The organism is Gilliamella sp. LMG 34360, from assembly GCF_984568995.1.
The window spans coordinates 1,399,390-1,421,198 of record NZ_OZ474900.1 but is presented as its reverse complement, the minus strand read 5'-3'; the positions used below and the strand labels follow the sequence as shown (position 1 = coordinate 1,421,198).

Sequence of the window (21,809 nt, the reverse complement as noted above, 5' to 3'; positions counted from 1 at the left end):
GTTAAGGTTTAAACCAGCGACCGAGCGTAACCCTATCATTGCCACTATAGTCGGTGAAAGTTTCAACTAATTGAAATCCGTGTTGTTTAAAAATGGTCTGTACGGCTTCGCCTTGTTTCCAGCCATGTTCGATGAGTAGCCAGCCATATTGATTTAGATGTTTCGTTGCACCTTGAACAATCAATTTAATATCAGCTAAACCCTCATCTTCAGATACTAAGGCGCTTTTCGGTTCGAATCGAACATCGCCTTGCGATAAATGAATATCTGTGGGTTCGATATAAGGCGGATTACTGGTTATCATTGAGAATTTACGGTTTTTTATTGGTTTATACCAATCACCTTTTAAAAAATAGACGTTATTAACCCCAATCTGATTGGCATTTTTCTGAGCTAAATTTAAAGCGTCATTATTTTTTTCAACGCCAGTAAATAAACAATCTGGACGTTCAGTTGCCATAGCAATAGCTATGGCACCAGTACCAGTACCAAGATCTAACACTTCACACGGTACTTTAGGTAAATATTCTAAACTAAGCTCAACCAATTTTTCAGTATCGGGTCTTGGAATTAACGTCGCGTTTGACACATTAAACTTCAAAGACCAAAATTCTTTTTCACCCGTAATATAAGCGATAGGCTCACCGGCTTGGCGACGTTTCAAATTTCTATCTAAGGCAATTAGCTCATCATCGGTTAATTTGGTTTCGCTAAATGCCATTAAAAATGTGCGTGTTTTATGTGTGACAAAACTTAATAAAATTTCGGCATCACGCTTAGGACTTTCACTATCAATTAATGTTTGTGAAGCGCCCTTAAGCCATTCTAAATATGTCATTCATCCTGTTCCGATAAAGCTGCAAGTTGGTCTGCTTGATATTCTTGTACAATTGGATCGATTAACATTTCTAGTTTACCTTCCATTACTTCGTCTAAGCGATAGATAGTCAGGTTGATTCGATGATCGGTCACTCGCCCTTGTGGATAGTTATAGGTTCTAATTCTATCTGAGCGATCGCCAGAACCTAAAAGATTACGCCGAGTTGACGCTTCTTCTTGCTGACGTTTACGTATTTCAGCATCCTGAATACGAGCAGCCAATACAGACATGGCTTTGGCTTTATTTTTATGTTGTGAACGTTCATCTTGACACTCAACAACAATTCCCGTTGGCAAGTGGGTAATACGAATAGCTGAATCGGTAGTATTAACGTGTTGACCACCCGCACCCGATGAACGATAAGTATCGATTTTTAAATCGGCTGGATTGATTTCAGGCATTTCCGCTTCAGGGATTTCTGGTAAAACAGCAACAGTACACGCAGAAGTATGAATACGTCCTTGAGACTCTGTTTCGGGCACACGTTGAACGCGATGACCACCCGATTCAAATTTTAAGTTACCGTAGACGCCATCGCCACTAATTAGCATAATCACTTCTTTATAGCCACCATGCTCACCCTCATTCGAGCTCATTATTTCAACTCGCCAACGACGTGATTCAGCATAACGGGTATACATTCTAGCTAAATCACCCGCAAAAATCGCCGCTTCATCCCCGCCGGTTCCTGCGCGAACTTCGACAAAACAGTTATAATCATCATTCGGATCTTTTGGTAATAATAATACCTGTAACTGTCTTTCTTGTTCTTCCACTTGTCCTAATGCTTCATTCAGCTCTTCTTGAGCCATTTCACTCATTTCTGGATCAGAAAGCATCATTTTAGCGGTTTCAATATTTTCTTGAGTTTGCTTCCAGCTAGCAAAACACTTCACTACACCACCTAATTGTGCATATTCTTTAGAAAGTGTACGAAAGCGATTTTGATCGGCGATTACCGAAGGGTCAGATAATAATGCTTGAACTTCTTCATAGCGTTCTTGCAAAGTTTCTAACTTACTGATAATTGAAGATTTCATAGATATATAACTTTAACTTAAATTAATAGGATATGCTTATCATTATATACTTAATCACTCGTAAAATATAGCTTAGGCTCATCTTCATATTGCTTGAACATTTTTGTTAACCTCAACATTAAGAATCTGCGATAAATTAAAATTAAAAATGTTACACCTGTCACATAAATAGATTTTTGAAGTTTAAAAAATACCCGTCAACCTATAACATCTTAAATGTAAAAGATATCATTTATTATTTTTTAAGTAGTTACATAAAAAATAATTGACACTATTTTTCAAAATATAATGTTATCGCATACATTCAACAAAATAATGAAATAATATAAAACGGTTGAGGATTAGTTTTATGAAAAAAATAGTTATATTCAGTTTAATAGGGTTGAGTTCAATGGCTAATGCTGCAATTGAGTGGGATACCCCACAAGGCAAACTTAAACTCTATGGCGATGTTGAAATAAATGTTGATGCTGCAAGTAGCAAGCAACAACTTAGTTCACTAAAAGAAAGCGCCGAGAAAAAAAATAAACCTGCTGATAAAGATCGCTGGGATATTAATGGTCGAATTTTGATAGGTTTAGATGGGTATCGCGAAATAAATGGTCAAAATTTTGCGGGTTTTGTGGTACAACCACTGGCTGATCTGGGTGGAGATATGAATTTGGATGATGCGGCTTTTTATTTTGGACAAAAACAAGAATGGAGCATCAAAGTAGGACGTTACGAAGCCTATGATATGTTTCCTCTTGGTCAAGATACTTTTATTGAATATTCAGGCAATACGGCTAATGATATCTATGAAGATGGTTTTGGCTATATTTATATGATGAAAGAAGGTCGCGGACGCAGTAAAAACGGTGGTAGCATCCAATTAAATAAGCCTTTTTTGAATAATTTCAATTTTGAAGTCAATGCATTAGTCAATAATGGCGAAAAAATGTTTAATAAATCGACCTATCACGGTTATGACATTGAGAAAAAGAAAAATGTAGTTTATGTTCGCCCCGTTTTATCATGGAAAAATAATAGTTTTTCAACCGCCATCGCAGCTGAAACCAATGTGGTAAAAAACGCGTATGGGTATTACGACAAAAATGGTAAATTCCGCGATCAATCACAGCGTACTGGTTATGGCGCAACTTTTTCTTGGAACAGTGAAGGTGATTGGGGTGCGGTAAACAAAGGACTCAAAATCAATACCAGTTTTGCTTATATGAGTGCCAAAGATGAAAATGACATGACCATCGGTGCCGATATCATCTGGGAAAAAGTCGGGCTAGGTTACTACTATGCCAACAATAATATTAAAAAATTTAATCCAGAAAATAAAATCAAAGATGGGCATATTAATAGCAAAGGCAAATATAAAATTCACACCGTTAATGCCTCTTATTTGATTGATAATGTATTGGATATGGATAATTTTAATATTTATTTAGGTGCTTATTGGTCATTATTAGATAGAAATAAATCACATGGTGATAATACTGATGATCGATACGGTGCTCGTATAAGATTTAAATATTTTTATTAATTAATCGCCAGTAATACAAAGCGAACAGTAATATGACTTCTAAAACAAACCAATTTATTGCAATATATTGGTTTGTTTTTAGGTTATGCATTGATGATTACTAAGAGTATAGTAGCCTATAACAAGTATTAAATAGTATGGATATAACTGAAAAACTAGAGGATCAAATTTATGCACCAAACCATATGGAAACTTGAAAATAGTGTTAAAAATTACGATTGGGGAAGTATTGATGATATTCCAAGATTGTTTGCTATCAAAAATCCAACGAAAAAACCTATTGCTGAAATCTGGATGGGCGCTCACCCAATGGGATGTTCATTGGCTATCGATAATCATCATAAAAAAATCAGACTTGATGATCTTATTAAAAAACATCCTTTAGAAACGTTAGGTGCTAAAACTCATCAACAATATTCTGCTCTTCCCTACTTATTTAAAGTACTATCAGCAAATAAAGCATTATCGATACAAGTACACCCAACTAAGTTAAATGCCGAACAAGGTTTTGCAAAAGAGAATCAATTAGGTATCGCTTTAGATGATCCTAAGCGCAATTATAAAGATCCTAACCACAAACCAGAGCTGATTTATGCTCTAACACCTTTTAAAGCCCTGCGCTCTTTTCGCCCTATAGCGGAAATTTTGCAGTTGTTTAAGGAAATTAATGTTACGGCATTAAGCAAAGAATTTGAACAATTGCAAAATGATGCAAATGAACAACAATTAAAACTATTTTTTCAGGCATTGCTAACACTATCTCCAGAAAGAAAAGAGCAAGCAATTAACCAATTGTTAACTAATATTGAACCGTTTTCAAACGAGCCTTATTTGACCATTAAAACACTTGCTAAGGATTATCCAAATGATATTGGGGTATTTATGCCATTAATCTTAAATGTTATTGAACTGCAACCAACGCAAGCCATGTTTTTATCCGCCCAAACACCACATGCTTATTTAAGTGGTACTGGACTTGAAGTGATGGCAAGCTCGGATAATGTATTACGGGCAGGTTTGACCAATAAGCATTTAGATGTCGATGAATTATTGAAAAATACTCAGTTTAATAGTCTTAGTTTAGATAAGTTATTAACTCCGCCTGTTATTCATCAAAATAAAATTGATTTTCCTGTTCCCGTTGATGATTTTAAATTTGAAATTATTGAAAGTGATAATCAACCAAGAGATGAAAAGGTAACCAGTCCGCAGATACTATTTTGCATTGAGGGCAATATCACTTTAACATCAAAATCGGTAACACTAACACTGATTAAAGGTGAATCAGCTTTTGTCGCCTATAATACAAGAATTTATCGTTATCAAGGTCAAGGCGTATTAGCAAAAGTTTCAAATTAAAAGATATGTCTCTTTTTATACTCAAACGTATAGTTAACCTGAAACTTTTTGACAAATTTGGCGACTTAATTATCATTAAATCGTGTCATAAATTATCATGATTCGAAAGGTTTCAGATTTTGTCGCTTATGACATTTAATGCATTAGCCATCAAATCTTAAGTGTGTTAACTAACGTTTCGAATCAATAAATCGCTTCTCTTTTTTATACTCAAACGTATGGTTAACCTGAAACTTTTTGACAGATTTAGCGAATTTATTATCGTTAAATCGTGTCACGGACTTTTCGTGTTAGCCAAGAATAATGAACCATTAGCATCATCAAACAATCTTTTATTACTCTTTTTCAACAATAAACCGAAGATAATTATGATAATAATTTTACATAATAAAATCTTTCGACTAATATGTAGCAACATAACAAATAAACTACTATCATTATGAATCATATTAATAAAATGCCACGTCATTTGACTATTCAACAAGATCTATTAAAAAAAATACAGTCAGGCGTCTATCCACAAGGGCAGTTAATACCGAAAGAATGTGAACTGACTGAAATCTATCAAGTCAGTAGACCAACAGTGCGTCAAGCAATTCAGCAGTTAGTTAATGATGGTTACCTTGAACGTCGAAAACGCCGAGGCACGATTGTTAAACAACAGAAGATCAGTCAAGAATTCACCCACATTATTGAAAGTTATGATTCCGAGATGAATCGGAAAGGACTTCATCCTAAAACTAAAGTACTTACATTTAAGCTGGATAAAGCTAATGCTGATATTGCCAATAATTTGCAGATAAATGAGTATGAAGATGTCTACAAGCTCGTTCGCCTGCGCTATGCAGAAAGTAAACCTGTGGTATTAGTTACCACTTATTTGCCCGCCAAACTTTTACCTAATTTCATCAATAATGATTTTACTCAGGAAAAACTGTATTCAGTATTACAAAAGATGGACTTTCCTATTTTACAGATTCGCCGTAAACTTGAAGTATTAAAAGCCGACGAAACCACAGGTGATCTATTGGATATAGAAGCAGGCGATCCGATTTTTTATTTCCATTCCATTGCTTTCACTCACGATCGGATCCCCATTGAGTACTCAATTTCCAAATACCGTGGTGATATTAACTCTTTTGTATTTGAACTAAATCATGCAAGTTAACTCACATTTAACAAATTAATGCAAAAAAATTATCCTCGCAATTTAGTTATTTGCGAGGATAATCATCATCAAGACAGATAGTATTTAAATAAATTGATGATTAAAGCTCCATCGTTTCTTTATTACTTGCTACTAACTCCTGTTTTAGCTCATCAATAATAGCTATGCCTGAACTGGTACCAATTCGTTGTGCACCTGCTGCAATCATTTTTTTGAAAGTATCGGCACTGCGTATTCCACCAGCCGCTTTAACTTTAACTGCATCACCTACCTGATTTTTCATTAATTTAACATCCTCGACAGTAGCGCCTGAAGTGCCAAATCCAGTAGAAGTTTTTATAAAATCAGGTTTAACTTTAACCGCAATTTTACAAAGTGCGATCTTTTCTTCATCGGTTAAATAACAGTTTTCAAAAATAACTTTCGATACCACATTATGTTGTCGACAAATTTTAACTATTTGCGTCATTTCATCTTCAATATATTGTAAATTTCCAGCTTTTAACTCGGAGATATTAATTACATAATCAATTTCGGTTGCACCATTTTCAATAGCATTTTGAGTTTCAAAACATTTCGAAGCAATAGTCGTTTGTCCTAAAGGAAAAGCGATGGCTGCACCGATATCAACCCCCGTTCCTTTCAATAGCTGCGCACAAAGCTGTGACTGAACCTGATTGATTGCCACCATTTTAAAATGATAGTTTTTTGCTTCCTGACATAATTTTTCCATCATGACTTTGGTCGCATCAGGTTTTAAGTTAGTGTGATCAATAAGTTGGCTTAATTGTATCAAAGAATATTTATTCATAATTCCACCTTTTAATTTATATATGTAAAAACATATATTAAAAACATTAATAGTATTGTCAATAATAATAGCCTTGAAAATGTGATAGATATCTCACATTTCAAAAAATAAAACATAATTTATTTGTTATAAAAAAATCAATATGTAAATATATATTTAATAAAAGTGGTTTTAAGGGAGGGTGAAAAATAATGAAAATAGTGATCACTTCACATGGAGATTTATGTGAAGGCATTTTAATAAGCTATGCAATGATTGCTGGGGATACATCACATTTTACGGTAGTGAAACTTGATGAGAAAGGGATTAGTGACTTTTCAGTAAGACTAAATAACGTTCTAGATAGTTTACTAACATCAAATGAATTTGTCATTGTGTTAAGTGACATTATGGGGGGAACGCCCTATAACGAAACATTTCGTTATCTGCTCGCTAACCCTGATAAAAAAGTATTTTTAATCTCAGGATTAAATTTACCAATGTTGATTCAAGCAGGTACCGCATCTGAAGATGTATCAGATATTCACGCATTACTTGATTCAATTTTGCAAGCAGGTCAAGACGCTATTTCACTTGCACCAACAGCAATAACGAACAATAACGATTTGGATTTTTAAAAGTTAAATGATAGGAGTAAATAGTTATGGCAATCACATTAACCAGAGTGGATGATAGGGTGATTCATGGTCAAATAATGACCCGTTGGACAAAAGTAAGACCTGTCGATGGCATCTTAGTTGTTGGCGATAATATTGCCGCAGATGACTTACGAAAACGTGTACTAAAAGCGGCGGCTGGCAACTTAAAAATAGGCATTTATACCGTTGCTCAAGGAGTAGAAAAAATCCAGCAAGGCATGGAATCGGCTAAGAATTTTTTTTTAATAAGTGATTCACCTCAAACATTTGAAAAACTCCTTAAAGCTGGAGCAAAACTCAATCCAGTACTTAATATCGGTTGTATGAATACCAGACCAGATACCAAAGTGTTAGGACGAACGGTTGCCATAGATGATAAAGACTATCAAGCTTTTGATTATATCGAAAGTCAAGGTATCACCATTGAATTTCAGTTGCTACCCGATGATGAACCAAAAAGCTGGTCAGTTATGAAGAAAAAATATGACACCTTATAGTTTTCAATAATTGAGGAAAACATCATGGAAACACTATTTATCCCAGCTTTGCTTACAGGTATATTCTGTTACTTAGGAGCGATTGAATCACCTTGGTTATTTGGTATGTCAGGAGGATTTTATGTTGTTGGACGTCCTTTAGTCGCAGGTCTTTTAGTTGGTTTAGCCTTTAACGACGTTCAAGCGGGAGTTGCTTGTGGTTTAGCCGTTCAAGCTGTTTTTATTGCCAACTTATCAACAGGTGGCGCAACCAACAGTGAAATTACTTATGCGGCTTATGGCGGTATTGGTCTAGCATTAGCAACGACTAAAGAGCCTGCGGTAGCTGTGACCTTGTCAGTATTTTTAGGGCAAACATTTGGTTTAATCTTCTATAATACGCGAATGGCAGTCTATTCGTTTTGGAATAATAGAGCACAGCAAGCTGCTGAACACAATGATACACGGGGTATCGTTCTTAATCATCTATTCTTTCCACAAATTACTACATTTTTATTAAGAGCAGTGCCAATATTTTTGGCGATCTTTTACGGTTCAGGTTTAGTGGATTGGTTATTAAATCATGTACCAGAAGTAATAACAAAAATCATCTCAGTATTAGGCGGTGTATTACCTGCATTAGGTATTGCAATGCTAATGAATATTGTCATTAAATCAAAAATTCAGCTTATCTTTTTCTTTGCAGGTTTTGTTCTGTTAGCGTTCGCTGGATTAAGTATGGTTGCGTTAGTGTTTATTTCCGCTTTAGTTGCTTATTTATACTATATGGCAATCAATAAACCCGCTACATTAGCAATCAAAGAATCAAATAATTCGACCTCAAATTCTGATGTATTTGAAGATGATGATCTATTTTGATAGGAGAATTAACAATGGATAAAGCAATTAGTAACCAATCAAAATTGACTAAAAAAGAGTTACGTCAAATTTGGTATCGATGGGGTTTTACACATCTATCTTCAATGAGCTATGAAAAATTACAAGCTCACGCTTGGGCGTTTTCTTATATTCCGTTTGCCGAAAAATATTACAAACATGATCCCGAAGCAAAACGCCGTTTATTAACCCGGCATTCAATGTTTTACAATACCGAACCGCAAACGGGACAAATCATCAATGGTATTGTCGCCTCAATGGAAGAAGAGATAGCTTTAGGTCACAACGTTCCTGAAGAGTTACCGGTTAATATCAAAGCAACATTGATGGGACCATTAGCGGGAATTGGTGATTCATTAATTCAAGGCATCATTGTTCCTATTTTGTTATCCATCGCAATGGGTATGGCAGCAGGAGGAAATGCTATAGGTCCAATCTTCTATATTTTATCGTATGGTATTTTAGGACCATTGATTTCTTACATCAGCTTCCATTACGGTTATAAACTTGGTGTAAATGCCATTGATAATATTATTGGTGATAATGTAAAACGCATTACAGATGCCTTTAATGTTCTTGGTATTATGGTGGTGGGAGGACTTGCCGCAGGGAATATTGTGCTTAATTCAGAGCTTGAAATTCCGATGGGTGAAAGCATGCGTTCATTACAAAGTGTACTGGATGGTATATTCCCTAAAATTCTACCATTAACTATGGTATTACTGGCTTGGTGGCTCGTGTCAGCCAAACAGATGAGCGCGACCAAAGTCATTTTGATCCTAACGGCCATTACTTCAGTGGGTGTCGTGATTGGTATATTTTAGTTCAATTAATTCTAAATTGAGTGATGAATAATCGCTTTCATTACAATCATCTCATATAAATTAAGGGAATTACGACTGATTCCCTTAGCTACTTCTGATTATATAAAAAATGTGTGAAAAACGTCCTAAATAATTATTTTGAGCGTTCATAATTGAATCGCTCAAAGTATTATAGGAATATTTAAGAAAGAATGAACTATTAGATAACTGTTTACCAACCTTAGGGATATACTAAGGAAAGAAATTAACGCTTTAAACAACAAGGGTTAGTTAATGACACCAAGATCTATCTTCAATTTCTTTCTGGATTTTATAAAAGTCTTTATGCTCATAATTCCATTCACAATAATTATTATTTTTAGTAATAAAATAGATAATTATCATTCGTCCATGTTAATAAAATAATTTTAGGTTTGAGAGAATTCGATTGATATGTTCCTTGTCGTTTTAATCTTCGTACTTTTCTGTTAGTTTTTTTTCTTAAATCAATCCTTGTTAGTTTTTCTAGGTTCAGTGCTTTAAATATCTGTTCAGCAATTTTGACTTTAGTTGTCAAACTGTCTTTTATTGCCATATATAAAGCTAAAGTTGTAAGACTACCGAAAAAAAATGTGAGTACTGAAATATATTCTGTATATTCTTCATCTAATGTCAATACGCTATCCAAGTCATTATAATGTATATAGAAACCAGTCATTACTAATAATATTATCAATAAAGTAATAATAGCTCGGGGAAAAGTATAAAAGAAATAGGCCCAGCGCCCTCTAAAACAGTTTGGACAGACACTGATTATTCGTTCGTCTGGCTTTGCAATGGCATACAATTCGTAGTGGTCGTTTTGCCATTCAACTACAACTTCAACTTCATCACCTACTTGAAACGGACAATCACCTACCCAACCTCGATAAATCTCATTATTAATCTGTACATTGACAAAATTAGCTTTAATACGGGCTGGTTCAACATATGCACCGCCCGTCAAACCATATTGACCACGTAATGTACCAAGAATTGCGCCTACTTTTGCTCCTTCGCGCATTTTTTGTATACTCTTTTTTACATGCTCATAAGACTCAATTTCAAATCCATGCTCTTCTACTTCTTTATCAATTCGCTCTATCTTGCCTCGAATTGCAATAAATTCATTTCCCAAACAAGGTAAGACAGGTTTCGTTGGCTGATGACGCCAAGATCTATCTTCTATTTCTTTTTGAATTTTATAAAAGGTTTTTATGCTCATAATTCCATTCACAATAATTATTATTTTTAGTAATAAAATAGATAATTGTCATTCATCCATGTTAATAAAATAATTTTAGGTTTGAGAGAATTCGATTGATATGTTCCTTGTCGTTTTAATCTTCGTACTTTTCTGTTAGTTTTTTTCCTTAAATCAATCCTTGTTAGTTTTTCTAGGTTTAGTGCTTTAAATATCTGTTCAGCAATTTTGACTTTTGTTGTTAAACTGTCTTTTATTGCCATATATAAACCTAAAATAGCAATGAAACCCATATTATATGCTATAACCAATACCCTATTCAGAAAAGATTTGTTCAATGATAATAATTCATCAATACTATTAGACATGAAAAAGGTTATCACAAGAAGAGATATAAACCATATAATTATTGTACGAGGAAAAGTGTAAAAGAAATAGGCCCATCGCCCTCTAAAACAGTTTGGACAGACACTGATTATTCGTTCGTCTGGTTTTGCAATGGCATACAATTCGTAGTGGTCGTTTTGCCATTCAACTACTACTTCAACTTCATCACCAGCTTCAAACGGGCAATCACCCACCCAACCTCGATAAATCTCATTATTAATCTGTATATTGACAAAATTAGCTTTAATACGAGCTGGTTCAACATATGCACCGCCCGTCAAACCATATTGACCACGTAATGTACCAAGAATTGCGCCTATTTTTGCCCCTTCGTGCATTTTTTGAATACTCTTTTTTACATGCTCATAAGACTCAATTTCAAATCCTGCTTTTTCTACTTCTTTATCAATTCGCTCTATCTTGCCTCGAATTGCAATAAATTCATTTCCCAAACAAGGTAAGACAGGTTTCGTTGGCTGATGACGCCAAGATCTATTTTCAACTTCTTTCTGGATTTTATAAAAGTCTTTTATGCTCATGGGTTGTATCTCTTTTAATTTAGTATCTCCTTAACAGCTCTGTTTTGGGTTAATCACGATAGACATTGCCACCATCTTCCCGACGTAATAGTTGCCAAGTTACATCGTTATAGATTTGTTGCGTTTCACTATCAATAAATGGCTCAACTTTATGACCTTGAGTTAACTCCCGATATTCAACCTTGCCATTGATCTGGGCAGAATAAACGCCCGTATGTGGGCATAATTGACCGGTTTGTATGCTAATTCGAACCTTTGAATCCATATTAATAATCTGCGCTGATTGTGGCTCATGACTTATGGTTATATCCGTTGCTTCGACATCATCAAACCGACATTGCCACTCTTTTGAGGTTCGTTTGTTAAAACGAACTTCACCGTTTATTGAACCCAAACCTAGTGAAAGAATTTCTGGTGCTCGTGCGGGTTTTAATAAAGCATTAACATTAACATAGTGCTTAGGATAGGGATTTCTTGCTACATCACCCAATTCAGGTACTTCACCTGCTCGAACAACCACGCCTCCGGCGTAAGGATAAAAACGGATCTCGTTATCACTATTACGCTCTTTTAGCGCCTCAAGGCTGCCTAATTTATCGGCTATAAGTTGGTCACTGAGTATGGTTAACCAGTTAATACATTTAAAACCACTACGAAAACGCAAATCACTTTCAACATTAGAAATATCTAATCCCAAAAACTGATGTGCCAGTTCATACTCTAAATATTGATAATCGTAATACTGATGACTATGCTGGATGCCTAATCCAAAAAATCCATGCATTGGCTGTAATATTTCGCTGATCTGTTGATTTAACGCTATTAATTGCTCGACACCAAACTCTTTAAGTTCAGATATGGGTAAATAGAATTGAACATAACTTATTTCTTGATGTACCTTCTCATACCATTCTGCTCTTGAATAGGCATTGCATAAATATCCTGGAACGAACTCTAAATCATCAACATTACTCCAATAAAAACAAATATTATCTGTTCCTGCTAGATTAATTTGATTAATTTTTTCATGTAATGTTGTTTGTGTATAAGAAATTAGATTATTTGGTTCACCGTCAATATATCCAAACTTTAGCTTATCGCCCCAATATTTGTCATATAGCGCCAAAACCTGACCGATTGCTTGACGCTTTTCAGGTAGATAACCTTGGTCTAAATAATAACATCCTACCAAGCCGGTTTTTATCGCATCTTCAATATTACTGGGATCTAAATAATGACCATAGGTAAATCTGTTATAGTTTTCCTTATATTCATCTAATAACTTTTGTAATTTATTGTTCATTCACTGCTCAGCCTTGGGTTAATCACGATAGACATTGCCACCATCTTCCCGACGTAACAGTTGCCAAGTTACATCGTTATAGACTTGTTGCGTTTCACTATCAATAAATGGCTCAACTTTATGACCTTGGATTAACTCCCGATACTCAATCTTGCCATTGATTTTGGCAGAATAAACGCCCGTATGTGGGCATAATTGACCGGTTTGAATGCTAATTCGAACCTTTGAATCCATATTAATAATCTGCGCTGATTGTGGTTCATGACTTACTGTAGTATCCGTTGCTTCTACATCATCAAACCGACATTGCCACTCTTTTGAGGTTCGATTATTAAAACGAATTTCACCGTTTATTGAGCCAAAACCTAATGAGGCAATTTCTGGTGCTCGGGCGGGTTTTAATAGAGCATTAACATTGACATAGTGCTTAGGATAGGGATTTCTTGCTACATCACCCAACTCAGGCACTTCACCTGCCCGAACAACCACCCCTCCTGAGTAAGGATAAAAACGGATCTCGTTATCACTATTACGCTCTTTTAGCGCCTCAAGACTGCCTAATTTATCGGTTATAAGTTGGTCACTGAGTATGGTTAACCAGTTGATACATTTAAAACCCTCTCTAAAGTGTTCATCGGCTTCATCGTTAGAAATGTCTAAACCCAAAAACTGATGTGCCAGTTCATACTCTAAATATTGATAATCGTAATACTCATGACTATGCTGGATACCCAATCCAAAAAATCCATGCATTGGCTGTAATATTTTACTGATTTGTTGATTTAACGCTATTAACTGCTCTACGCCAAACTCTTTAAGTTCCGATATGGGTAAATAGAATTGAACAAAACTTATGTCCTGATGTAATTTCTCATACCATTCTGCTCTTGAATAGGCATTGCATAAATATCCTGGAACAAATTCTAAATTATCAACATTACTCCAATAAAAACAAATATTATCTGTTCCTGCTAGATTAATTTGATTAATTTTTTCATTTAATGTTGTTTGTGTATAAGAAATCAGATTATTTGGTTCACCGTCAATATATCCAAACTTTAGCTTATCGCCCCAATATTTATCATATAGTGCCAAAACCTGACCGATTGCTTGGCGCTTTTCAGGCAGATAACCTTGGTCTAAATAATAACACCCTACCAAGCCGGTTTTTATTGCATCTTCAATATTATTGGGATCCAAATAATGACCATAGGTAAATCTGTTATAGTTTTCCTGATATTCATCTAATAATTTTTGTAATTTATTTTTCATTCACTGCTATGTATTGGGTTAATTATGATAGACATTTCCACCATCTTCCCGACGTAACAGTTGCCAAGTTACATCGTTATAGACTTGTTGCGTTTCACTATCAATAAATGGCTCAACTTTATGACCTTGGATTAACTCCCGATACTCAATCTTGCCATTGATTTTGGCAGAATAAACGCCCGTATGTGGGCATAATTGACCGGTTTGTATGCTAATTCGAACCTTTGAATCCATATTAATAACTTCCGCTGATTGTGGCTCATGACTTACTGCAATATCCGTTGCTTCGACATCATCAAACCGACTTTGCCACTCTTTTGAGGTTCGATTATTAAAACGAATTTCACCGTTTATTGAACCAAAACCTAATGAGGCAATTTCTGGTGCTCGTGCGGGTTTTAATAAAGCATTAACATTAACATAGTGCTTAGGATAGGGGTTGCTTGCTACATCACCCAGCTCAGGCACTTCACCTGCCCGAACAACTACGCCTCCTGCGTAAGGATAAAAACGGATCTCGTTATCATTATTATGCTCTTTTAACGTCTCAAGACTGCCTAATTTATCGGTTATAAGTCGGTCACTGAGTATGGTTAACCAGTTGATACATTTAAAACCTTCTCTAAGGTGTTCATCGTCTTCATCGTTAGAAATATCTAGACCCAAAAACTGATGAGCCAGTTCATACTCTAAATATTGATAATCGTAATACTCATGACTATGCTGGATGCCTAAACCAAAAAATCCATGCATTGGCTGTAATATTTTGCTGATCTGTTGATTTAACGCTATTAATTGCTCTACGCCAAACTCTTTAAGTTCCGATATGGGTAAATAGAGTTGAACATAAGTTATGTTCTGATGTAATTTCACATACCATTCTGGTTTTGAGAAAGTTTTAATTAGATATTCTGGAACAAACTCTAAATTATTAACGTTACTCCAATAAAAATTTAATGTTTCAAAAGCATAGTTATTAATAAGATCTTGCTTTTTATCTATACTGAATTTTTGATAAGGATGCAGTTGGTTGGGGTTTCCATCAAAAAAACCAAACTTTAGCTTATCGCCCCAATATTTATCATATAGTGCCAAAACCTGACCGATTGCTTGGCGCTTTTCGGGTAGATAACCTTGATCTAAATAATAACACCCTACCAAGCCTGTTTTTATTGCATCTTCAATATTATTGGGATCTAAATAATGACCATATGTAAATCTGTTATAGTTTTCCTGATATTCATCTAATAACTTTTGTAATTTATCTTGCATGGTATATCCTATAATTAAGTGTGCCTAGTGGTTATCAATTGCTTTCAAAATCTGTCGGTTCATCGCCGGGAGTAAAATAGTAATAAAACTGTTGTCGATATGGATAGTAATGAATTTTATAATTGTTTTTATCCAATCGAAATCTGTCCTTATTTTGCTTAGCTTCGGCAGAATCATCAATATATCCTATCGTTGTGTCTATTTTATCAAAGTCTAAATTCTGCTGATAACGATAATCAATTTCAATAAGGCGATCATCTTCATATTTAAGTTTTTCTTGCTCATTAAATTCTGGATAATAGGTAAGCTGCCCATTGCGTTCTAATACATAATTATTAGTCATTCCCTGCTCGGCTGCTAATGGCAAAGATGCAGCTCCGACAGTTGCTACTGTGGCTTTTGTTATTGGGGTAAATTCTATGACTTTAACGCCACTACGAACTACTGTTGTTGTAGTTGCTATTTCGGTAACCGAGGTTCCAGTAACGAAAGCACCAGCCATTGCGGACATACTTGCAATGCCGACTGCAGCTAATGGATAGTTAGCAATCATCTCATGCCTTTGTTCATAACGTTGCCAAGCTTCGGCATATCTTTTTTGGTTGGAATCATCAATTGCCACTAATTGTGGGCGGCTGTACTCAATCTCTTGTTGTTTAACCCATTTAATAATATGTTTGTATATAGCATCATATTCATGCTGCATGCGCTGTTCAATGCTAAGTGTTGACTTGGGATTAGTCATAGCAGTTTCGCCAATAGTTTGATAAAGTGGATCGTCTTTAGCCTTGGCAAGCATCTTTTCTTCTTTATCTTTGCGATTACGAAATTCACATTGTTTTAAAGTCATTAAACGCAATTTCTTACGATTGTTTCCAACAATTCTAAAATAATCTTTTTTTTGATATGGTGACAATGTATCCCCAGGAAATTTTATTTCAATAACAGTATTAATATTATCAGGATGATAACCTTTTTCACCGGTTAAAGTATGATCCTTTTTTCTAATTACGTCAGGAATACGAATCATACCTCGTCCATTTGGAAACCGCTCATTTGCTTTCTCAGGATCGAGTGTTCGATATCCATTTTCAATGTCATTATCACTACTTCTTTTTAGCGATAACTCGTTTTCAAGTGTTGTTTTATTAACCATAGAATCAACCACGTTAACGCCACCAAAATCAAATTGATAACCTCCTGTTGGGTCACCATATATATTTGCTTCGCGGTATTCACGATAGATCATTTGATATTTAGATACGGGCCAATAACTTGGTCGAGACGGTTCATTTTTACTCATTAATGGCGTTGGAGGGTTAGTGGTCATGTTGTATCCTACCTCACCACAATATGGGAATTGATACCCAAAACTTGCAGCATCTTGCCTAATCCACATGGTTACTTGTCGTTGATATCGAGGTGTATTATTTGTTTTACAAATATAGGGGGAATTTTTTGCTGCTTGCATTTTATTACATAAATAAAAAATATCGACAGCATTATCTACTAATAAAACTGTACCCAATTCGGATGCATCATCACGAGTTGTGGCAGTACTACGCCCTGCAGTTGTTGGTTTTGCGGTTTTTTTATCACTCATTCCATTCATTGTTTTTTATCCTAACTATCATTAAAATTGAGCTTTACTCGTTTACCTGTTGCTATATGTCTTGCTTCAAACGTATTTTGTGATTTTTTCTCAAGAGCCTTACCGACAATTGTTTCTGGATTCTCAGTAAATATTCGTCGGGTATGTCCTTTTGCATCTGTGATACCACTAACAATTTGTCCATTAATTTCAATTTGATAAGGATGAAAAGGTAAAGGCTTGCCGGTTTCATGATCCGTTAGAATAAAAAATTCGCTACATCCATTGACATAAGGTAAGCTAAGATATGGAGTCGGTATTGAAGCCGGTCCCATTTTTTGCATGGCATTACTTTTTATATAAACATTATCCGCCGTACCCAGTTCAATTCCTGCGCTACTGAGTTTGATGTATGAACCACCACACATTAACGTCAGTTCTTTACTTGCGGTAATCGTCAGCTTTCCATCGACACTGTCTATTTTAATATCTTGCTTAGCAGCCATATTCAGGTTGGCATTTTGTGCTTGCACCTCAACATCACCTTGGTTGGCAAAGACTTTCATTCCTGATTTATGAGCAAACAGACCGATTGATTCACCGGATGAGACGGTAATATTTTTTAACGCATTGATGTCAGTTTGATTTTCACTGGTCACCGATACACTGTTTGACGTTGACAGTTGAATATTTTCCGGACTGGTTAAAGCGATGCCCTCTTGTGCATAAGCAATAATGCCACTTTGGGCTAACTGGGTTAATGTTGTTTTAAGTTGCTCCTGACTGTCGGTATCCGCACCATGTGCTTCAGATGAGGTTGCTGCATTTTGCAGTGCTTTAGCAATTGATAACGCATTTTCAAGCTGGGTAATGGCACCTTGCATATCAAGTTGTTTACCCTGTGCCTTAGGCTCGGTCTGACTGGTCAGGTATAAACCTTTATTGGCAGCAATCGCTCCCCACTCATCGGTGCGCAGTTCAAATCCCTCACCACGCTGCTCTTTGTTTTGGTCTACTAAATGCCCGATGTTAAGCTGGGTTTTTCCGTATTCGGTCGCTAACTTAATGTGCTCTTGTCCGCGCTTATCATCCATCCGCAGTTTGTTGTTAGCAGGAGTACGAATTACATTACGGTGTTTGTTTATGGCGGTCACATGGTCAGGATGTTGACTGTCATGCATCGCATGTGCGATATAAGGTCGGTCCGGATTACCGTTAGTAAACGCTACCGCAACTTCTGTGCCGTCAATCAGTGGAAAGTGAAAACCATAGGTACTGCCCGCATACGGTTTAGCCAGTCTTAACCATAAGCTCTCTTCACCGTTTCGCCACTCTTTTAAATCAAAGTTAAATTTAACCCGATAGCGACCTTGTGTATCAATATAACCATAGGTGTCATTATTCGGACTGGTTACCCGTGCCGGTAAAGTACCGTCAATAGTCGGAAAAGGAATCGGCTCCGGGCGGTAAGGTTTTAATGGCTGGTAAGGTATAGCAGTAAAACTCAGTTCATAAGCCTCACTGCGGTTTCCCTGTCCTTGCACCGTTAATATCATTACCCCCTCATCTATTCCGGCAATCGTACTGCCTTTGATGCGGATATGTTGACCCGGGGCTAAATTGGCCTGATTACTTTTACCCCGGATAACAATTTGACGGCTAATAGCGTGTTCATGGCGAATGCGGGCATACCATTCTCCACTTTCAACACCATTACTCGCATTACCAGAATGAGTGCTAATATCACTGCTATTATCGTTATTATTGCCATTACTGTCGTCGGTATCAATATCACCACTGTTTTCATCATCATTGCCATCATTATTATTGTTGGTGTCACTATCAATTCCATTATTGCTGTCACCATTGCTATTTAACCCTTTATAGTGTTCATCATAACGGTAATCGGTGCCGTAAGTGGTGTTATCTTTCTGTTGGCTGTTAACTTCACCGAGTAAATTCGCCTGCGCATCTCGGTAGTTATAATCTTGTACTTGTACCGAAGATTCCACCATCTGACTGTGTAAGGTTATATCCCAGACACTTTCAACGCCGTTATCCAGTGTGCCGCTCGGTTGTTTGTACACAATATCAGCCACCTGCTGATAACCTTGCTCATAATCACTGATGACCATCACATCACAATTGTGTTCACCATGCGTTTCAAACCGGAAATAGACCCCCACATCAGCAAGCAGTCTTTGAATAAACTCAAGGTCACTCTCCTGCCACTGGGTGATAAATTCACGTTCAGGATATTGCTCTTTAAGTGCTAAACGATAATCAATCCCTGTATAACCATGACCACGCAAGACCTCTTCAACCACACTGATAACGCTTTGATTCTGAAAAATAGCACAGTTATGACTTAATGCCAGTTTGGCTAATTGCGAGGATAAGACAACCTGATAACGGGCTTCATCGTTACTGACTGATAATTGACTGAACTGGGTTATCACACCATAAAGGGTGCGTGAGCCGCCTTGAGATAATAGTGAGTTTAACGGATTAAGTGGATTAAATTGGGTTAAAGAATTAAGTGAATCAAGTGGATTGGATTGTTTAAGTTTATCTAACTGTTTTAATGGCTCAGAGTGTTTTAATGCATCTAATGGATTCGCCGAAGTTAAGGAATTAAGTGCATTAAGTCCTTGAGTTGCAAAGTCGCTTAAACGGCTAGAATTAGCAGGATTAAAACTCAAACGGGCATTTTGATTAAGAAATGACTCAACAGATAGTTGTTTATCCGAGCAGGTGAAAGTAATCGTATAGTGCCAAGGCTGGTTAAGTTGCTCATTACCCTCAACCTGTAAGATTGAAACCTCAGTAGGTAAACCATCAATATTTAACGTATAACGATTATGACCAACTCCATTAACTAAACCTTGCTTTAAACCCCGACTTAAACCATTGCCCAACTGATCCACTAGATTGGGTGATCCTTTATCCATGCTATCCTCAATATATTTCATGTACACTGCAAATGTGTTTTATTGAATTATTTATTATTAATAAGTATTTAGTATTATTTTTCACTAACAATTTGATTATTTGAAAATTCGTTAGAAGTAAAACACTTGAATAAAGCTATGATAAAAAATAATCTAAGAGGTCTATAAAATACCTTTTTTTGCGATTTTTGCAATCTTTTTTTAGTATTTTTTTAAATTGAATTGCATGAATAACTTACTGATATTATTAATTATATTAATAAAATATCATTAAAAATTTGTTACTTAAACATGATCAAACAAGGATTAACAAAATTTGGATTTTGCAGATTTTTTATTGAGTATTTTGCATCGAATTTTTATTAAAAGTTATATCTAAAAAATCACTTCTATTCAAACATAACCTGAAAGCTTTTGGCATAAATAACTAACCAACAATTACCAAAAAAATTTTCTCTTTAAAAATACCAATAAAATTATGAATAAAATTTTAGAGTAGTTAAATAATAGAGTTAAAGACATTCAAAAACTTAATTATATCATTTGGTTATAATCAGTTATGTAAAAATTATTCAGGAGTCTATACCATTTCATTATAAAATCACGCCAATTTTAAATTCAAAGAAAGAATGATCATTGTGAATTGTAGGTATAATTTGGATTTTATGTATTCTGCATAAGTATTTTGTAGAGTGTTTTTAAATCATTAGGCCTAAAAATTGACTTTTACTCAAATATAGCCATAACCTGAAGCTTTTGGCATAAATAACTAATCAACAATTATCGAAAAAATTTTCTCTTTAAAAATACCAATAAAATTATGGATAAAATTCTAGAGTAGTTAAATAATAGAGTTAAAGACATTCAAAAATTTAATTATATCATTTAGTTATAATCAGTTATGTAAAAATTATTCAGGAGTCTATACCATTTCATTATAAAATCACGCCAATTTTAAATTCAAAGAAAAAATGATCATTGTGAATTGTAGATAGAATTTGGATTTTATGTATTCTGCATAAGTATTTTGTAGAGTGTTTTTTAAATCATTAGGCCTAAAAATTGATTTTTACTCAAAAATAGCCATAACCTGAAGCTTTTGACATAAATAACTAACCAACAATTACCGAAAAAATTTTCTCTTTAAAAATACCAATAAAATTATGGATAAAATTCTAGAGTAGTTAAATAATAGAGTTAAAGACATTCAAAAATTTAATTATATCATTTGTTTATAATCAGTTATGTAAAAATTATTCAGGAATCTATACCATTTCATTATAAAATCACGCCAATTTTAAATTCTAAGCAAAGAATGATCATTGTGAATTGTAGATAGAATTTGGATTTTATGTATTCTGCATAAGTATTTTGTAGAGTGTTTTTTTAATCATTAGGCGTAAAAATTGATTTTTACACAAATATAGCCATAACCTGAAACTTTTTGACAAAATAACTGATTGCACAGCGATAAAAAATAGTTTTTAAACTATCGATAGGATTGTGAATAGGATTTTAGTTTGAATAAATAATTGGGTTGAGATTTATCTAAAATAATTAATTATATTAATAGTTTATAATTTATTTTGTAAAAAATATTCAGGAGTCTATACCGTTTCATTTTCTTTTCACGAAATAGATTCTA

General features: G+C 35.0%; 17 protein-coding genes. 7 read left to right on the top strand and 10 right to left on the bottom strand.

From position 1 onward, the window contains the following. Position 1: 1 nt before the first annotated feature. Together prmC and prfA are read right to left on the bottom strand one after the other, a co-directional pair. On the bottom strand, positions 2 to 838 hold the full coding sequence (gene prmC / locus AC5LW9_RS06330) for a peptide chain release factor N(5)-glutamine methyltransferase (protein WP_039126859.1): 837 nt from the start codon (positions 836 to 838) through the stop codon (positions 2 to 4). Beyond that, entirely contained in the window at positions 835 to 1,920 is a 1,086-nt protein-coding gene (gene prfA, locus AC5LW9_RS06325) for a peptide chain release factor 1 (RefSeq protein ID WP_039126855.1), read from the bottom strand. The genes prmC and prfA overlap by 4 nt, the downstream gene beginning before the upstream one ends. Positions 1,921 to 2,269: 349 nt before the next feature. Here prfA and AC5LW9_RS06320 point away from each other — a divergent pair, with 349 nt between their 5' ends. The 3 genes from AC5LW9_RS06320 (at position 2,270) to AC5LW9_RS06310 (ending at position 5,981) form a co-directional block, all read left to right on the top strand. Continuing rightward, positions 2,270 to 3,454, top strand: coding sequence for a carbohydrate porin (locus tag AC5LW9_RS06320; protein ID WP_493456540.1), 1,185 nt, complete (start codon positions 2,270 to 2,272; stop codon positions 3,452 to 3,454). Between the two features lie 171 nt (positions 3,455 to 3,625). Beyond that, positions 3,626 to 4,813 carry a mannose-6-phosphate isomerase, class I gene (manA, locus tag AC5LW9_RS06315; protein WP_493456539.1) on the top strand — a complete coding sequence of 396 codons (1,188 nt, stop codon included), beginning with the start codon at positions 3,626 to 3,628 and terminating at the stop codon, positions 4,811 to 4,813. A 457-nt stretch (positions 4,814 to 5,270) separates the two neighbouring features. Further along, a complete protein-coding gene (locus tag AC5LW9_RS06310; RefSeq protein ID WP_493456538.1) occupies positions 5,271 to 5,981 on the top strand; it encodes a GntR family transcriptional regulator in 711 nt (236 codons plus the stop codon). A 100-nt stretch (positions 5,982 to 6,081) separates the two neighbouring features. Here AC5LW9_RS06310 and deoC read toward each other — a convergent pair whose 3' ends face one another. Continuing rightward, on the bottom strand, positions 6,082 to 6,792 hold the full coding sequence (gene deoC / locus AC5LW9_RS06305) for a deoxyribose-phosphate aldolase (protein WP_493456537.1): 711 nt from the start codon (positions 6,790 to 6,792) through the stop codon (positions 6,082 to 6,084). A gap of 191 nt (positions 6,793 to 6,983) precedes the next feature. Here deoC and AC5LW9_RS06300 point away from each other — a divergent pair, with 191 nt between their 5' ends. The 4 genes from AC5LW9_RS06300 to AC5LW9_RS06285 are packed head-to-tail and all read left to right on the top strand — an operon-like array spanning position 6,984 to position 9,627. Beyond that, complete coding sequence (locus AC5LW9_RS06300; protein WP_493456536.1) at positions 6,984 to 7,409, top strand: PTS sugar transporter subunit IIA; 426 nt, start codon at positions 6,984 to 6,986, stop codon at positions 7,407 to 7,409. A 26-nt stretch (positions 7,410 to 7,435) separates the two neighbouring features. Further along, the gene (locus AC5LW9_RS06295; RefSeq protein ID WP_025315142.1) at positions 7,436 to 7,927 is read left to right on the top strand and encodes a PTS sugar transporter subunit IIB; all 492 of its coding nucleotides are present in this window, start codon (positions 7,436 to 7,438) and stop codon (positions 7,925 to 7,927) included. Positions 7,928 to 7,951: 24 nt separating this feature from the next. Next, on the top strand, positions 7,952 to 8,785 hold the full coding sequence (locus AC5LW9_RS06290; RefSeq protein WP_186279243.1) for a PTS mannose/fructose/sorbose/N-acetylgalactosamine transporter subunit IIC: 834 nt from the start codon (positions 7,952 to 7,954) through the stop codon (positions 8,783 to 8,785). 14 nt (positions 8,786 to 8,799) lie between these two features. Next, positions 8,800 to 9,627 carry a PTS system mannose/fructose/sorbose family transporter subunit IID gene (locus AC5LW9_RS06285; protein WP_039126833.1) on the top strand — a complete coding sequence of 276 codons (828 nt, stop codon included), beginning with the start codon at positions 8,800 to 8,802 and terminating at the stop codon, positions 9,625 to 9,627. 358 nt (positions 9,628 to 9,985) lie between these two features. Here the strand turns inward: AC5LW9_RS06285 and AC5LW9_RS06280 are convergent, their stop codons facing one another. The 7 genes from AC5LW9_RS06280 to AC5LW9_RS06250 are packed head-to-tail and all read right to left on the bottom strand — an operon-like array spanning position 9,986 to position 20,185. Then, positions 9,986 to 10,870, bottom strand: coding sequence for a putative type VI secretion system effector (locus tag AC5LW9_RS06280; RefSeq protein WP_493456535.1), 885 nt, complete (start codon positions 10,868 to 10,870; stop codon positions 9,986 to 9,988). Between the two features lie 26 nt (positions 10,871 to 10,896). Further along, positions 10,897 to 11,775 carry a putative type VI secretion system effector gene (locus AC5LW9_RS06275; RefSeq protein WP_334327922.1) on the bottom strand — a complete coding sequence of 293 codons (879 nt, stop codon included), beginning with the start codon at positions 11,773 to 11,775 and terminating at the stop codon, positions 10,897 to 10,899. Between the two features lie 49 nt (positions 11,776 to 11,824). Then, entirely contained in the window at positions 11,825 to 13,078 is a 1,254-nt protein-coding gene (locus AC5LW9_RS06270) for a type VI immunity family protein (RefSeq protein WP_493456534.1), read from the bottom strand. Between the two features lie 18 nt (positions 13,079 to 13,096). Then, positions 13,097 to 14,350, bottom strand: a complete 1,254-nt coding sequence (locus tag AC5LW9_RS06265; protein WP_493456533.1) for a type VI immunity family protein — start codon at positions 14,348 to 14,350, stop codon at positions 13,097 to 13,099. A gap of 18 nt (positions 14,351 to 14,368) precedes the next feature. Beyond that, complete coding sequence (locus AC5LW9_RS06260) at positions 14,369 to 15,622, bottom strand: type VI immunity family protein (RefSeq protein WP_493456532.1); 1,254 nt, start codon at positions 15,620 to 15,622, stop codon at positions 14,369 to 14,371. A 34-nt stretch (positions 15,623 to 15,656) separates the two neighbouring features. Further along, entirely contained in the window at positions 15,657 to 17,234 is a 1,578-nt protein-coding gene (locus AC5LW9_RS06255) for a VRR-NUC domain-containing protein (RefSeq protein WP_493456531.1), read from the bottom strand. A gap of 11 nt (positions 17,235 to 17,245) precedes the next feature. Then, complete coding sequence (locus AC5LW9_RS06250; protein WP_493456530.1) at positions 17,246 to 20,185, bottom strand: DUF2345 domain-containing protein; 2,940 nt, start codon at positions 20,183 to 20,185, stop codon at positions 17,246 to 17,248. Positions 20,186 to 21,809 lie beyond the last annotated feature (1,624 nt).

Excerpts from the sequence above, each read along its gene's own strand:
- deoC (WP_493456537.1), bottom strand. The coding sequence starts at position 6,792 with ATGAATAAATATTCTTTGATACAATTAAGCCAACTTATTGATCACACT.
- AC5LW9_RS06265 (WP_493456533.1), bottom strand. The coding sequence starts at position 14,350 with ATGAAAAATAAATTACAAAAATTATTAGATGAATATCAGGAAAACTAT.
- AC5LW9_RS06290 (WP_186279243.1), top strand. The coding sequence starts at position 7,952 with ATGGAAACACTATTTATCCCAGCTTTGCTTACAGGTATATTCTGTTAC.
- AC5LW9_RS06275 (WP_334327922.1), bottom strand. The coding sequence starts at position 11,775 with ATGAGCATAAAAGACTTTTATAAAATCCAGAAAGAAGTTGAAAATAGA.
- AC5LW9_RS06310 (WP_493456538.1), top strand. The coding sequence starts at position 5,271 with ATGCCACGTCATTTGACTATTCAACAAGATCTATTAAAAAAAATACAG.
- AC5LW9_RS06295 (WP_025315142.1), top strand. The coding sequence starts at position 7,436 with ATGGCAATCACATTAACCAGAGTGGATGATAGGGTGATTCATGGTCAA.
- AC5LW9_RS06260 (WP_493456532.1), bottom strand. The coding sequence starts at position 15,622 with ATGCAAGATAAATTACAAAAGTTATTAGATGAATATCAGGAAAACTAT.
- prmC (WP_039126859.1), bottom strand. The coding sequence starts at position 838 with ATGACATATTTAGAATGGCTTAAGGGCGCTTCACAAACATTAATTGAT.
- AC5LW9_RS06280 (WP_493456535.1), bottom strand. The coding sequence starts at position 10,870 with ATGAGCATAAAAACCTTTTATAAAATTCAAAAAGAAATAGAAGATAGA.
- AC5LW9_RS06255 (WP_493456531.1), bottom strand. The coding sequence starts at position 17,234 with ATGAATGGAATGAGTGATAAAAAAACCGCAAAACCAACAACTGCAGGG.
- AC5LW9_RS06270 (WP_493456534.1), bottom strand. The coding sequence starts at position 13,078 with ATGAACAATAAATTACAAAAGTTATTAGATGAATATAAGGAAAACTAT.
- AC5LW9_RS06320 (WP_493456540.1), top strand. The coding sequence starts at position 2,270 with ATGAAAAAAATAGTTATATTCAGTTTAATAGGGTTGAGTTCAATGGCT.
- manA (WP_493456539.1), top strand. The coding sequence starts at position 3,626 with ATGCACCAAACCATATGGAAACTTGAAAATAGTGTTAAAAATTACGAT.
- AC5LW9_RS06285 (WP_039126833.1), top strand. The coding sequence starts at position 8,800 with ATGGATAAAGCAATTAGTAACCAATCAAAATTGACTAAAAAAGAGTTA.
- AC5LW9_RS06250 (WP_493456530.1), bottom strand. The coding sequence starts at position 20,185 with ATGAAATATATTGAGGATAGCATGGATAAAGGATCACCCAATCTAGTG.
- AC5LW9_RS06300 (WP_493456536.1), top strand. The coding sequence starts at position 6,984 with ATGAAAATAGTGATCACTTCACATGGAGATTTATGTGAAGGCATTTTA.
- prfA (WP_039126855.1), bottom strand. The coding sequence starts at position 1,920 with ATGAAATCTTCAATTATCAGTAAGTTAGAAACTTTGCAAGAACGCTAT.